At 63.9% G+C, this 14,943-nt stretch carries 7 protein-coding genes; 4 read left to right on the forward strand and 3 right to left on the reverse strand.

What is annotated here, in order from left to right; genetic code table 11:
* The first annotated feature begins 1,078 nt into the window (after positions 1–1,078).
* From LMA02_RS17080 to LMA02_RS17095, 4 genes are all read left to right on the forward strand, one after another.
* Positions 1,079–1,675: a fimbrial protein gene (locus LMA02_RS17080; protein WP_228908847.1), complete on the forward strand. Its 597-nt coding sequence runs from the start codon at positions 1,079–1,081 to the stop codon at positions 1,673–1,675.
* A gap of 69 nt (positions 1,676–1,744) precedes the next feature.
* The gene (locus LMA02_RS17085) at positions 1,745–2,464 is read left to right on the forward strand and encodes a molecular chaperone (RefSeq protein ID WP_228908848.1); all 720 of its coding nucleotides are present in this window, start codon (positions 1,745–1,747) and stop codon (positions 2,462–2,464) included.
* An 87-nt stretch (positions 2,465–2,551) separates the two neighbouring features.
* On the forward strand, positions 2,552–5,038 hold the full coding sequence (locus LMA02_RS17090) for a fimbria/pilus outer membrane usher protein (RefSeq protein ID WP_228908849.1): 2,487 nt from the start codon (positions 2,552–2,554) through the stop codon (positions 5,036–5,038).
* Positions 5,039–5,393: 355 nt separating this feature from the next.
* Complete coding sequence (locus tag LMA02_RS17095) at positions 5,394–6,281, forward strand: fimbrial protein (protein WP_228908850.1); 888 nt, start codon at positions 5,394–5,396, stop codon at positions 6,279–6,281.
* 187 nt (positions 6,282–6,468) lie between these two features.
* On the opposite strand, the gene LMA02_RS17100 is transcribed toward LMA02_RS17095, so the two are convergent.
* The 3 genes from LMA02_RS17100 to LMA02_RS17110 form a co-directional block, all read right to left on the reverse strand.
* Positions 6,469–9,528 carry a GLUG motif-containing protein gene (locus LMA02_RS17100; RefSeq protein ID WP_228908851.1) on the reverse strand — a complete coding sequence of 1,020 codons (3,060 nt, stop codon included), beginning with the start codon at positions 9,526–9,528 and terminating at the stop codon, positions 6,469–6,471.
* 179 nt (positions 9,529–9,707) lie between these two features.
* Entirely contained in the window at positions 9,708–13,121 is a 3,414-nt protein-coding gene (locus LMA02_RS17105; RefSeq protein WP_228908852.1) for a GLUG motif-containing protein, read from the reverse strand.
* A gap of 175 nt (positions 13,122–13,296) precedes the next feature.
* The gene (locus LMA02_RS17110; RefSeq protein WP_324251305.1) at positions 13,297–14,931 is read right to left on the reverse strand and encodes a ShlB/FhaC/HecB family hemolysin secretion/activation protein; all 1,635 of its coding nucleotides are present in this window, start codon (positions 14,929–14,931) and stop codon (positions 13,297–13,299) included.
* Positions 14,932–14,943: the final 12 nt, after the last annotated feature.

Consider the following 14,943-nt stretch of genomic DNA (forward strand, 5'->3'; position numbering starts at 1 on the left):
ATCGCTGCTTTCCGCTGTCGTGTTGCCGGTCCGGACGTAGTGTGCGGTGAGAGGCATGTTGACGCCTTGGTTGTCGGTTTCCGTAACGAGTCGTTGATTCGGGCTGCGGGCTGCGGGCTGCGCTCGAGTCCGGGCCGCAGAAGACTGGCGTCGACTAATTCATGATCCGTACGCCGACGCCTTTCCCCACGGAACCGGGAGGTCGGCTAGCGCTTCGGCCCGAGTACCGGCATGGGTCGCGTCGGTCAGCGTGATGAACATCCGGGTCGTTGCGCCCTGGGTGCCGTCCGCGCACTGCAGATTGATCGCGAAGTTCCGAGCAGGTCCGACGCCCTTTCGGGTCAGGAATCCCACGCGCGAGTTGGCCCACTACTGGACAGCGTCGTTGCACGTGTTGCCAACCCGGATCCCTACGCCAGCGATACCGCTCGGATCGGTGTTGAAGCGGCCGTTAAGGGGCCAATGCCGGTGTAGTCGAGCACGCCGACGGTCTCAGGGGGCTTGCAGCCCCTCACGCCGCTCGATATGTCTCCCACTTTGTAATTTTATCGAGTGCGCTGTTAGATCGTCTGGAACTCCGATTGCGCTGCGTGCGCGTCGGGGCCCACCGCGATGGCGATCGCGTCCACACCCGCAATTCACTGTATTTACATCGATGCCCCGGTGTCGATACCGCACGCTGTTCCCCCGATAGCGCCCCGAATCCATGCCGGCGTGAACCGATACGTCCGGGGCGGCAATTCGTTGCGTGATTCCAGGCGATGGGTGGTTGCGTACCCGGACCTGGTAACCACGCCGCTTCCTGGGTGGATGCCGCCACAGTGACCTTGCTCCGGTGAGATTTCGCACACTTGGCGATGCTGGTGATTTTGATGGAGAGGATTTAAAAATATATTTGAAAATTAGGGGTAATTGGCTGGGCGAAACCAAAATTTCGAACTAATCGTAGTGTTTTGGGTGTCAGTTTCGGGTTCCGTACTAAATGCTGAATCGAGCTGAATTGGCATCATTGATCCCGCTCCGTAAGGAGTCACGCTCCGTAAGGAGTCGATCAATCACGTTTCATTTGGAGAAAATCGTGGCTATCAACAAGACGATTTTGGCATTCGCGGCAGTCGCAGGCATGTTCGCAGCAGGTTCGGCGATGGCTGCCGACGGCACGATCAATTTCACGGGCAACATCACCGCGGCATCGTGCTCGATCACGGGCGGCGCGGGCACGAACGTGACCGGCGAGAAGGGCAAGCAGGACATCGCGGTCAACCTCGGCACGGTCAGCGCTGATTCGGTCGGCGGGTCGGCAGGTCACGGCATCGCAGGCGGCACATCGATCAACCTGAGCCTCGACTGCGGCAATACGGCAACCGATCTGACGCTCGTCAAGATGAAGTTCGACCCGTTGGCCGGCTCGGGTATCGACGGCAAGAACAACAAGCTGCTGAAGGTTTCGGGCACGGCGAAGGGTGTCGGTATCGGTCTGTACGACGCGAACAACAACCTGATGAACCTGGCGGCGAACGAGACGGTCAACGCCCCGCTGGTCAAGGGCGGCACGGCTGAAGCGCCGGTGTACACCGCCGCGCTGAACATGCGTGCGGGTTACGTTGCAAACGGCGACAAGATCGACGCAGGTACGGCCAACGGCACGCTGCCGTTCACGCTGTCGTACGAGTAATCCCGCCTCATCGAGCGCCGGAACGGCCCGTTGTGCCGTTCCGGCGCCGCTTCCAGGTTCAAATCCGCCATGAAGAAATCGCTCATTGCCGGGCTGGTCGCGGCCGGCTCGATGTTGTTCCTTTCCAGTGCGCCGCAGGCCGGCGTTTCGTTGTCCGGCACGCGCGTCATTTATCCGGCGCAAAGCAAGGAAGCGTCGGTCGTCGTCAAGAATCAGTCGAAGGACGACGTGATGATCCAGTCCTGGGTCGAATTGCCCGACGGCACGACGGGCGATCTGCCCTTTGCGATCACGCCGTCGCTGAGCCGTCTCGGCGGCGACAAACAGCAGATCCTGCGGATCTTTTACGCCGGCGAAGGGTTGGCGGTCGATCGAGAGTCGGTGTTCTGGCTGAGCGTGCAGGAAATTCCGCAAAAGGCGAAGGACGACAACTCGCTGCAGATAGCAGTGCGGCAGCGGATCAAGCTGTTCTATCGGCCTGCTCAACTGCCCGGCAAGCCGGAAGACGCCCCGGCTCAGTTGAAGTGGCGCTGGAGCGAAGGTGACGGCAAGCCGGCGCTGGAAGTCGTCAACGACACGCCGTACTTCGTGTCGCTTGGCCACGCCAGTCTCAAGTCGGGTGCCAGCACCTATCCGGTCACGACGGAAATGATTGCGCCCAAGTCTTCGACGCGTCTTGCTGTCAAGGACTATTCCAGTCGCGCGATTCCTGCGAACGCCAAGGTCGAGTTCAGCTCGATCAACGATTTCGGCGCGGCAGTCGATACGCAAGCCAGCGTAACGCAATAGCGCGGTCGTGCCGGAGCTCGTCGTCAGATGTTGCTCAATAAATTCGATGTACTAACGAAAAATCAATAGAGAGCGAGCGGTCGGGACATGAACATAACTGTCAAGAAAATTGTAGAGGCTTGCCAGCGCGCGTCCTGTCTGATGGCGCTCGGCGCCGCACTCGCACCCACTACCGGGCAGGCGGCGGAGTTCAACGAGCTGTTCCTCAAGAAGGGGGATGGCCCCGTCGAGCTGTCGTATTTCGAAAAGGGCAGCTCGGTGGCGCCCGGCATCTACGATGTCGATGTGTCGCTGAACCAGCGGCGCGCGAAACGCGAGTCGATCCTGTTCAGGACGGATGCGTCGGGCGAGGTGCGGCCCGTGATCACGTACGGCCTGCTGAAGGGGCTCGGCGTCGACGTGAAGCGTCTCGAGCGCGAGCACAAGCTGGAGCCTGGGCTGGCTGACGACGCGCCGGTTGATATCGGTTCGCTGGCCGACGGCGCGGCGGCGAATTTCGACGTCGGCACGCTGACGCTCGATGTCAGTGTGCCGCAGGCCTATGCGCCGGCGCAAACGCGGGGCTATGTCGATCCGTCGATGTGGGATGAAGGCATCACCGCGGTCTATTCGAACTACCAGGCAAACTTCAGCCACGACACGGATTCCGGCTATCGCAGCGATTACGCGTATCTGGGGCTGCGCAACGGATTGAACATCGGTGCCTGGCGGTTGCGCAACGAATCGGCGCTGTCATGGCGGCGCGGCAGTCCGTCGGATCTCGCGGCGAACCGTAGCTACGTGGAGCGCGACCTGCAGCGGATCAGGGGGCGGCTGTCCGCAGGCGAAGTGTATTCGTCCGGCGAGATTTTCGACAGCGTGCGCTTTATCGGCGCGCAGGTCAGTTCAGATACGGGGATGCTGCCGGACAACGAGATCGGCTATGCACCGGTTGTACGCGGTATCGCGCAGAGCAACGCGGTGGTCGAGGTGCGCCAGAACGGCTACGTGATCTATTCGACGTCCGTGACACCCGGTGCGTTCGAATTCCGGGACATTTACCCGAGCGGATCGAACGGCGACCTCGAAATCCGGATCATCGAATCCGACGGGAGCGTTCGCACGTACCGGCAATCGTATTCGTATCTGCCGGTGATGATTCGCCGCGGTACGATGCGCTACGCGTTCTCGGCCGGCCAGTATCGCGGCTATGGCCAGTCGCGGCCCAAGTTCGCGCAGGGCACGCTGGTCTATGGCGTATCCGACAACTTGACCGGCTATGGCGGCTTCATCGGCGCCGAGCGTTATGCGGCTATCGCGCTCGGGGTCGGATACAACTCGCGGCTCGGCGGCGTGTCGTTCGACGTCACGCACAGCCAGTCGAATGCAACCGGGCGCAAGGCGAGCGGGCAGAGCTTCCGGTTCCTGTATTCGAAGACGCTGACGGCCACCGAAACAACTTTCACGATGGTCGGCTATCGCTATTCGACAGACGGCTATCGCACGCTCAGCCAGCACGTCGACGATCTCGATCGCCAGTGGGGGAGCGGCTATCGCCGCCAGAAGAGCCGCGTCGACCTGAACATCAACCAGTCGCTGGGTACGAGCGGCTCACTGTACGCAAGCATCGGCGACACGAGCTACTGGAACCAGGGCGGGTCGAGCCGCAACATTCAGCTCGGCTATAGCGGTGCGCTGAAGAATCTCAGCTATAGCGTAGCGGTTTCACACACGCGCGATTCAGGGCCGTTCGGCCGTTCCGACACGCAGTTCTCGGCAACGATCAGCATCCCGTTTGGCGGCGGCCAGCGTTCGCATCGCATGTTCGCGAGTACGGTCGCGTCGACGAGCGGCGACGTGAGTACGCAGGCCGGCGTGAACGGGTTCCTGAACGATTCGAACACCGTCAATTATTCGGTGCAGGGCGATTACCGCAAGCGGGCCGGCGGATCGGGCGGCGTGGGCCTCGGCTGGGACACGCCGCTGGCCAAGCTGTCGACGAACTACAACCAGTCCGGCCACGGCAAGCACGTGGACGTCGGTATCGCCGGCTCCGTCGTGGCGCACGGCGGCGGCATTACGCTGGGCCAGACGGTCGGCGAGACGTTCGCGATCGCCGAGGTGCCGGGCGTGCGCGGCGCGCGGTTCTCGTCGTCGTCGAGCATCAGCACGGATCGGCGCGGCTACGCGGTCCTGCCGTATGCACAACCGTATCGCTACAACTGGCTCAGCATCGATACCGAGAGCCTCGGCTTCGACACCGATCTGGCCGACAACTCGAAATCGGTGGTGCCGACGCGCGGCGCGATCGTGAAGGCGAAGTTCGCCGCCGAGACGGGGCGCCGGGTCCAGTTCGACGTAAAGACGTCGAACGGCGGCAAGGTGCCGTTCGGTGCAACGGCCTACGACGAGAGCGGCAAGGTGCTCGGCATGGTCGACGATGCGTCGCGCGTGCTCGTGTTCGGCATCAAGGAGCAGGGGCGTCTGTCGATTCGCTGGAGCGAAGGTTCGTGCGAAGGCGGTTATGCGTTGCCGGAACGGAAGAAGGCGGTCGCGTACGAGCGCGTGGCGATGAGCTGCAGGATCGCGAGGTAGTGACTTCGCCGGGAATGCGAGCTTCGATTGGCGAAGCGTCAGGAGGGCGATGCCTGATATCTCACATCGCATCCGATTTTTCATCCAATGAACCTGCTATTAACAGCAAAAAGTGAGGTAGACCGATTCCGTGACGAACTTCATCATTGAACGGAAGGAGTGCCTTTGTGTGAAATGGGTGCAAATAACTAGGGGGCTGTTTATGGGTTTTTCTCGTTATTTATCTTATTGTTTGCGGCACGCGTCGCATCGCTATACGAGATTTTGCGTTCTGTCGGCTTTGATGCTTACTTCATGTTTTCCGTCAATTGCGCGAGCTGAGCGTGATTATTGCTTGCCGATGGAATCCACGCCGATGCTGAGTATTTACGATCTATATGCATATAATGCACCCATTGATCCTGATGTTCCTGTCGGAACGACGTTGCATTCTCAAACGTCACAGCTGAATGGAAATTGGTTGAGCTTTGAGTGCACGTACATACCAGGTGGAATACAGAGCTCGCTGAAAGGAAGACTCGATCCGGTAGGTGCGTACAACACTTGGCCCAGTGGTGTACCTGGAGTCGGCATCCGGTTGCGGGAGGTCGTAGATTCCCGTTGGTGGCCGATATACGACGATCTTCCGAACAGCACGATGATTTCCTATGGGCCGAAGACAATGGTCATCGAATTTGTCAAGACGGGGAATATTAGCCTTAATGGGGGTGTTGTTCAAGGTGAAATCGCCGGGATGTGGATTCGAAAAAATAAACAACAGATTGTCAGTATCAGAGTTTTGGGGGCAATTCAAATTCGTCCAAAGCCTCCAGTGTGTACGGTAACGACAAAATCGATTACTGTTCCGTTCGGGCAGATTCAGTTGCCATCCAACGTGGGTAGTGTCACATTGGCCAAGCCTTTTGATATCACGATCAAATGTACCGGATCGGCACACGGCGGTGTTTCTAACGTCTACATGACCATGACCGACGTTCAAAAGCCGGCGAATCGGGGGGATCAACTGACCCTCGATCCCAAGGGAGGGGCAACTGGTGTAGCCGTCCAAATTCTGAACAATGGGAAGGCGGTCAAATTCGGCGCCGACTCGAATGCGCCAGGCAATACAAATCAATGGTTTGTGCGGCAGACGGGTGATGGAACATTCAATATTCCGCTGTCTGCCCGATATGTCCGGACTGCAATGCAGATGCAGCCGGGCGTCGCAAATGCGGCAGCGAGCTTTACGATGAGCTACCAGTAAACGGGGTGCGGGTTTCGGAGAGTTTCGAATCCGGGCGGATCACACTGACCGCTCGCGTTCCGAATACATGTAAGGTCGGGTGAAATGGCCGGCGGCTTCGACGAAGCCGCCGGCCATCGTTTTTCCGGCACCCACTCTTCAAACGAGCGGGTGCCGATATGCCGAACCCAACGGGTTCAACGGGCTATCACCAACTGACGGGGCCGTAGTGCAGCCGTCCGTCGATCTTGCCGAAGTTTAGGCCGACCATGAAATAGGGCTGAGCCGGACCGCTGACCGAACTGGCTTCGATGGTGCCGCTGTCCGTATTCTCCCCGACCAGACTGCCCCAGAAAAACGGACCGTATGTCGGCGATACCAGGTGGAGACGACTGCTCGACGTCGACGCCCGGATCGTGCCGGCGTTCTTGCCGACGAGGCCGCCCAGGTTTGAACGGTCGCCCGTAATCGTGCCAGTGGACGACGCATCCTCGATGATGGCGCCCTTGTCGTTCAGCCCCACCAGGCCGCCCACGTTCGATCCGTCCGCCGCTGCATTGCCGGACGCGGACGCATGGCGGACGATCGCGTTGTTGCCGCGGTTCGTGCCGACCAATCCGCCGACGCGGCTACCGTAGCCGGCCGTCACGTTGACGTTGGCTTGTACGGTGTCCAGCACCCCGGTGTTCAGGCCAACGAGTCCGCCGACATCGCTCGCATCGCCTGCGCTGACCCTGCCATCGACGCTTGCGTTCGATACGGTGCCGTCATTCGTGCCGACGAGCCCGCCCGCGTGGCTGTCGCGGCCCGCCGTTACCGTGGTCTTTACGTGTGCGTTGCGGATCGTGCCGCTGTTCTTGCCGGCCAGACCGCCGACATGGCCACTCATCACATCCGTTACGTCACTGTCCGATCGCACGTTGTCCAGCGTGCCGCCCGCGTTTTCGCCGATAAAGCCGCCGATCGCGATCGCACCGTTGGCCCGGACCAGGCCGGAGGCGGACGCGTTCGCGATCGTGCCGCCGTCGCGGTTCTTGCCGGCGAAGCCGCCGATATAGCTGCCTTTGCCGGCCGTGACCGTGGCGTTGGCCGACGCGTCGCGAATCGTGCCGTAGTTGATGCCGACAAAGCCGCCGGTGCTCGTGTCGTCGCGGCCGGACACACGCCCGCGGCTCGATGAGCGAACGATCTGGCCGTCGTTCATGCCGACGAACCCGCCGATGCTCTGGACTTCGCGGCTGTACGATCCCTGGAACGGCGAGCCGGAGCGGCCGGACAAGGTGACGTCGGCGGACGCCGTGCTGTCGGCGATCGTGCCGCCGTTGACGCCGACCAGGCCGCCGACGGAGAGCGTGTTGGCGCTGCCCGAGACACGCCCGGCAAAGTTCGCGCGGTCGATCGTGCCGGCGTTCCGGCCGACGAGGCCGCCCATCATGACCACGTCCCGGCCGTTGTACGAGACGCTCATGTTTTTCGCGTTGACGTTCTCGATGCGTCCGCCCAGGTTGTCGCCGACGAGCCCGCCGACGAACGTGGCGCGGGCGGCCGACGTGCCGTCGACGGTGAGCGAGTCGAGCGTCAGGTTGGCAAGATAGCCGGTGCTTTGCCCGAACAGGCCGATGTTCGGCCCGGTGCCGGTGATCGACAGCCGGCTGATCGTGTTGCCAAGGCCGTCGAAGATGCCGGTGAACGCATTGCCGGTGGCGCCGCCGATACTGACAAAGTTCGCGTTCGCGCCGTCGATCGCGTTCCCGATTACGTAGCGGCCGCCAAGGTTCGCGTCGACATTGCGCAGGTCGGCGATGGTATGGAGCACCTTGTAGTCCTCGCCGCTCGAGCGGAACGACGCGTTGTCGCCGGACAGCGTGACGGCAGCACCGTTGTTCAGCGTGTGGCCGTTCTTCGAATTGAGCTCGAGGTGCGCATTACGGCCGGTGAGCTTGACCGCATCGTTGATGCGGATCTTGTCGGCGGCGTTGACGTTCAGGCTCGCATTCGTGCCGGTGGACGATAACGTTTGCGTCAGCGCTACATTGCCTTTCTGAGACGTGAGCGTGAGCGAGCGATCGTTGTTCCATGCGACCGGGCCGCCGACCGTCAGGTCGCCCTGCGTGTTGGTCAGCGCGACGTTGGTGGTGCCGAGGTTGTTCGACAGCGTGTCGGCATCGATCGATGCGCCGGCCGGATAGAGGCTGTCTGCGTTGTTGTTCGCAACGCCGGCGTTGGCTGCTTCGATGGTCCAGGTGCCGGCCGTATTGCCCGCGCGCGTGTCGACTGTGGTGCCGCGTGCAACGCGAACCTGTTCGCCGCGGGTGAGAATCGAGCCGGCCGGCGCGTCGGCTTCGGCTGCGCTCGTGTCGAGCTTGCCGGCGACCTTGACGGTGCCGCCGTCGAGCGTGATCTTGCCGGCGCGGCTGGCGAGGCCCTTCGCTTCGATCGTGCCGGTGTTGTTCACCACGGCATTGAGCAGGTTGTCGGCTGCCCGCGCGGTCATCAGTACTTCACCGCCGTCGGCCTTCAGCAGGCCGCCGTTGTTGGCCTGCGCATCGACCGCGCCGCCTTCGACCTGCAGGCTGAGCAGGTCGCTGCCGTCGAAGTTGACCTTGAACGTGTTGCCTGCGCCGAGCGCGACGCGGCCCATCTTGGCCTGGATCACGCCATTGTTGGACACGCGCGCACCGAGCAGCGCGACACTGCCGCCATCGGCGGCGGTGATGCGGCCGTCGTTGACGATCGACGCGGTGGAGTTGCCCGAGAAGCGATAGTTGCCGGCGAGGAAATCGGCGTCGGCGATGTTCTGGGTGGACGCGACGAGGCCGCCGACGTTGATCTGTGCGCCCGAGCCGAACAGCACGCCGTTCGGGTTGACGAGGAAGACCTTGCCGTTGGCGTCGAGCTGGCCCTGGATCTGGCTGCCGTTGTTGCCGACGACGCGGTTCAGTGCGATCGACTGTTTGCCGGGTTGATAGAACGAGACGCGCTCGCCGCCGGCGATGTTGAAGTCGTTCCAGTTGGTGATCAGCTTGTCGGTGTGCTGGTTGATCGACATCGTCTTGCCGTCTGCGTCGCGCAGGATATCGGCCTTGCCGGCGGTGATGTTCTCGCCGGAGGGCAGCGCGAAGGCTGGCAGGCTGACGATACCGAGCAGGGAGAGTGCGGCGGCGACGCGCTTGGCGCTACCGGGTTTGGCACGGCGGCGCGCGGTTTCCCCGACCGCGCTCCAGCATCCCTGAGCCTGGTTCCAGATCAGTGCGTAGGTCTTGTTCATCGTTTGGTCTTCCTGATGGTTTTTTTAGGAAATCCGGCCGACCGTGAAGGCCGATCGGCCGGAGGGTGGCTGCCGGCGGCCTCGCGGCCGCCGGCTACGAGCGGGCAGGCCGCTCGCATCAGGTGACGGAATCCGGCATGCCGTTCACACGGCGGAGCCGGAACCGTCCGGGTTCACGCTCAGGGCTTCACCTGACCGTAATTCACGCCGACCAGCGCGCCGTAGGACTGGTCGTAGCCAGCCTTCACGTCGACGCGGCTGGTGCTCGACGAGCCGGAGACGCGACCGAAGTTGCCGCCGACGAGGCCGCCCAGTCGGGCGTAGCGGCCGCCGGATACGGTGCCGCTCGACGACGACGCGGTGATCGTGCCGCCGTTGCTGCCGACGAGGCCGCCGACGTAGCTGGCGTCGCCGCCCTTGGCGGAGCCCGTCGCATGCGACTGGTCGACTGTCCCGGTCATGATGCCGACGAGGCCGCCGACCTTGCCCTGCGTGCCGGCTTCAACGTCGCCCGACGCCGTCGACCGCGCGATGGTCCCGTACTCGTTGCTGCCGACCAGGCCACCGGCCGACGAGAAATCGCCGGCCTTCACCGCGCCCGTGGCGCGGGAATCGGCGATCGTCCCGCTGTTACGGCCGGCGAGGCCGCCGGCGTAGCTTGATTGCCCGGCCAGGACCTTGCCGTTGGCGCTCGACGTGCGGATGAGACCCTGGTTGAGCCCCACGAGGCCGCCTGCCGTGCTGGCGTTCAGAACGGTGACGCTGCCCGACGCGTTGGAGGAATCCAGCGTACCGGTGTTGATCCCGGCAAAGCCGCCCGCCGTGCTGTTATTGCCCGCGGTCACGTTGCCGGATGCGTCGGATGCCTCGATGGTGCCGGCATTCGTGCCGGCGAAGCCGCCGGCCGTGCTGTTGTTGTCGCCGGCTACGTTGCCGCTGGCCAGTGATGTCTCGATGAAGCCGTCGTTCGAGCCTGCGAAGCCGCCGAGCGTCGATTTGCCCGTGGCCCGGACGTTGCCTTGCGCGTGGGACGCATGGATGCGACCCGCGGTGCCGTTGCGCCCGGCGAAGCCGCCGACGACGCTATCGGCGCCCGCGACGACGTTGCCCGTCGCGGTCGATTCGTCGATGTCGCCGTCGTTGTAGCCGGCGAAGCCGCCGGCTACCGCGTTGCGGCCCGCCGTCACGTTGCCGTTGGCCTGCGATTTCAGGATCCGGCCGCTGTTGGTGCCGACGAGCCCGCCGATCGTGCTCGATGCGGCCGCGAACACGTCGCCGTCGGCCGTGGACGCGTCGATTTCGCCCAGGTTCACGCCCGCGAGGCCGCCCGCGACGCTGCGTTCACCGACGCTCACCTTGCCGCTCGCGCGCGAATTCGCGATGGTGGCCAGGTTGAGGCCGACGAGCCCGCCTGCGATGGCGTTATTGCGCGCAGTCACGCTCGTGGACGACGACGATTGCTTGATGATGCCGTTGCCGTCGTTGAAGCCGACGAGCCCGCCGACCATCGGGTTGGAGCCTGTCGCGTTGATGCGCCCCGCGCTCGACGAGCGCTCGATCAGACCGGTGTTGTGCCCGACGAGGCCGCCCGTGGGGCCGTTGTGCGCGGCGTTGATCTCGACGTCGGCCTGGCTGTCGCGGATGGTGGCCGACACCGGCGGCTTGTTCAGCAGCGTCAGGTTTTCACCCACGAGGCCGCCGATCGCTTGCGCGTAGCGATCGCCGTCGATGCGGCCGGTGACCTTCGCATGCTCGATCGTGCCGCCATAGTTGGAGCCGACGAGACCGCCGATGATTGCCGATCCCGTCGCCGAGACCGTGACGTTGTTGGCCGTCACGTTCGAGATCGTGCCCGAGTTGCTGCCGGCGAGCGTGCCGACCGAAGTCAGCCAATACGGCACACCCGATGCGGTCGTGACGATGTCGCTCAGGTTGAGGTTGGCGATGCGGCCGGCGTTGTGCGAGAACAGGCCGACGGACGACTGGACCGGATTGGAGATGCGCAGGCGCTCGATCGTGTTGCCGAGGCCGTCGAATACGCCGTAGAACGATTGGTCGCCGCCGATGCTGCGGAAGCTCGTATTCGCGCCGTCGATCGTATTGCCGATCACGTAGCGGCCGCCGCGGTTTGCATCGACGTTACGCAGGTCGGCAACGGTATGCAGCACCTTGTAGTCCTCGCCGTTCGAACGGAACGACGCGTTGTCGCCGGACAGCGTCACGGCAGCGTTGTTGTTCAGCGTATGGCCGTTCTTCGAATTGAGTTCGAGGTGCGCGTTGCGGCCGGTGAGCTTGACTGCATCGTTGATGCGGATCTTGTCGGCGGCGTTGACGGTCAGGCTGGCGTTGGTGCCGGTGGCCGACAGCGTTTGCTGCAGGTCGACGTTGCCTTTCTGCGACGTGAGCGTGAGCGCGCGATCGCTGTTCCACGCGACCGGGCCGCCGACCGTCAGGTCGCCCTGCGTGTTGGTCAGCGCGACGTTGGTCGTGCCGAGGTTGCGCGACAGGGTGTCGGCGCCGATCGAGCGATCGCCGTTGACGCCGGCGTTGGCGGCTTCGATGGTCCAGGTGCCGGCGGTGTCGCCTGCGCGCGTGTCGACGTGAGTGTCGGCCGCAACGTCGACGCGCTCGCCGCGCGTGAGGATCGAGCCGGCCGGCGCGCCGGCTTCGGCCGCGCTCGTGTCGAGCGTGCCGGCGACCTTGACGGTGCCGCCGTCGAGCGTGATCTTGCCGGCGCGGCTGGCGAGGCCCTTCGCTTCGATCGTGCCGGTGTTGTTGACGACGGCGTTCAGCAGGTTGCCCGCTGCCCGCGCGGTCATCAGCACTTCGCCGCCGTCGGCCTTGAGCAGGCCGCCGTTGGTGGCCTGTGCATCGACGGCGCCGCCTTCGACCTGCAGGCTGAGCAGGTCGTTGCCGTCGAAGTTGACCTTGAACGTGTTGCCGGCGCCGAGCGCAATGCGCCCCATCTTCGCCTGGATCACGCCGTTGTTGGACACGCGCGCGCCGAGCAGCGCGACGCTGCCGCCGTCGGCGGCGGTGACGTGGCCGTCGTTGACGATCGACGCGGTGGAGTTGCCCGAGAAGCGGTAGTTGCCGGCGAGGAAATCGGCGTCGGCGATGTTCTGGGTGGACGCGACGAGGCCGCCGACGTTGATCTGTGCGCCGGAACCGAACAGCACGCCGTTCGGGTTGACGAGGAAGACCTTGCCGTTGGCGTCGAGCTGGCCGTGGATCTGGCTGCCGTTGTTGCCGACCACGCGGTTGAGCGCGATCGACGTGGTGCCGGGTTGATGGAACGACACACGCTCGTTGCCGGCGATGCTGAAGTCGTTCCAGTTGGTGATGAGCTTGTCGGTGTGCTGGTTGACGAGCATCGACTTGCCGTCGTTTTCGCGAATGATGTCGGCCTTGCCGGCGGTGATGTTCTCACCGGTGGGCAGCGCGAACGCGGGCAGCGAGGTGAGGCCGAGCAGCGAGAGGGCGGCGGCGATGCGCTTGGCGCTGCCGGGTTTGGCGCGCCGGCGCGCCGTTTCCCCGACGGCGCTCCAGCATCCCTGGGCCTGGTTCCAGACCAGTGCGTAGGTCTTGTTCATGAGCGTTATTTCCTCTGGAAAAGTACAGGGTGATTGCTTCGTATCGATACGTATACCTAACGAAGCGGAAAGGGCCGAAAACACGCAGGATGCATGCCTTCGACGAGGTGGGCGGCGACGCCGCCCGTGCTGCTTGCGGCTCGCCCTGCCTGGCGGGCCGCTCGCCGCGTACCGCTCAGAAATACTGGGCGGCTTGCAACCAGACACTCGGTGACCGCGTGGGCGACGCGACCGGATCGGCGTAACCGACCGGTAGCGCGGCGGTGAGATTGATTTGATGGCGCGCGCCGAACCAGCTCGCGCCGATGCCGAGCGACGACAATTGCACGGTATTGCGTTCGCGGGACCACCGCTGCTTGCTGAGCTGGATGCGGCCCGTGTCGGCGAACACGCTCAGTTGCAAGCTGGGCGCGGCGAGATAGCGCAGCTCGGCCGTGGCCTGCCAGCCCTGGTCGCCGCTGCCGGCGCCGAGCGCGAAAGCGCGCACGCCATACGGCCCGCCGAGGTTGAATTTTTCCGAAGAGTCGAGGTTGCGCGACGACAGTTGCGCACTGAATTGCGTGTAGAGCTGGAATCGCGAACCGAGCGCCTGCAGCCGCAGCGCGTTGATGTTCAGTTTCGCGAACTGACCGAGGGTATGGGCGTAGTAATTCATGTCGAGCGGATCGTTGCTGCTCAAATGCCCGATGCCGACGGTCGCGGAGAAGCCGGTGCGGCCGCCGCCGCCGAAACCGTCCTGGCGGTTGCCGTTCACGCCGAACGACCACAGATCGACGGTCTTGTCGCCGACCACGTCGAATATGCCGTACACGTCGCGCAGATGCTTGTTTTCGTAGGTAACCAGAGCATCGACGCTCGTGCGCCGGCTGCGCACCAGCGGCTGCGTGACGAACGCGGAGCGGACGTCCGCTCCGCCGTGGTAGCGAAGCTCCTTCAGGCTGCCGCCGATCCGGTAGTTCATGTCGGAATACGCGATGCCGACGCGCGTGGACGCGGGGCCGACCGGCACCTGGTACGACGCGCGGTAGTAGCGCTGGTTCGTATTGCTCGTCAGGCCGCGCAGCGAGAAGCGGTCGCCCACGCGCAGCGGCGCGTTGACGTCGATGCTGCCCGTCGCGCGGTAGCGGCCGGTCAGCGGATCGCCGAAGTTGTCGAATTCAACTGAGCCGGTGGCGAAGCGACTGCGTTCGGTATCGATCACGAGATCGGTCGTGCCGGGCTCGGCGCCGGGCCGCAGCGTGCCCTTCGCATCGACGCCGGGCATCTCGTTCAGCAGCATGAGGCTGCGCTCGAGACGGTTGCCGCTGATGATCTCTCCGGGCTGCAGCGACGCAAGCGGTTGACGCAGCGCGCGATCCAGTACGCGTGTGCGGTTGCGCAGCTCGAGCTGCCCGTAGCGGCCTTCGACGACGACGATGCGCACGACACCGTGCTCGATGTCCTGGTGGGGCAAATAGGCGCGGGCGAGCACGTAGCCGTGTTCGCGGTAATACGTCGTGATTCTCGCCGCGGCCTGTTGCAGATCGCCGAAGCTCAGCTCGCGGCCGACGAGATCGACGAGTAGCGCGTCGAGCCGTGCGGCGGGAATGGCCGCATTGCCTTCGATGGCAAATGCGCTGACCGGAATGCGCGGCCCCTCGGCCGTGGCAGACGAAGGCGCTTCGTCGGGTGGCGGCATCGCGAGATCGGGCGCGGCGGGAACGGGCAGTGTCGGGCGGAGTGTCTCGACATCGCGCAGCGACTGTCCCGCATTCGGCACCTGGGCTTGCGCATGGGCGATACCGTGAAGCGATAGCGCGAGGCCGGCCACGCACGCGATGCG

The organism is Burkholderia sp. B21-005, from assembly GCF_020843965.1.
Taxonomy (GTDB): Bacteria; Pseudomonadota; Gammaproteobacteria; order Burkholderiales; family Burkholderiaceae; genus Burkholderia; species Burkholderia ambifaria.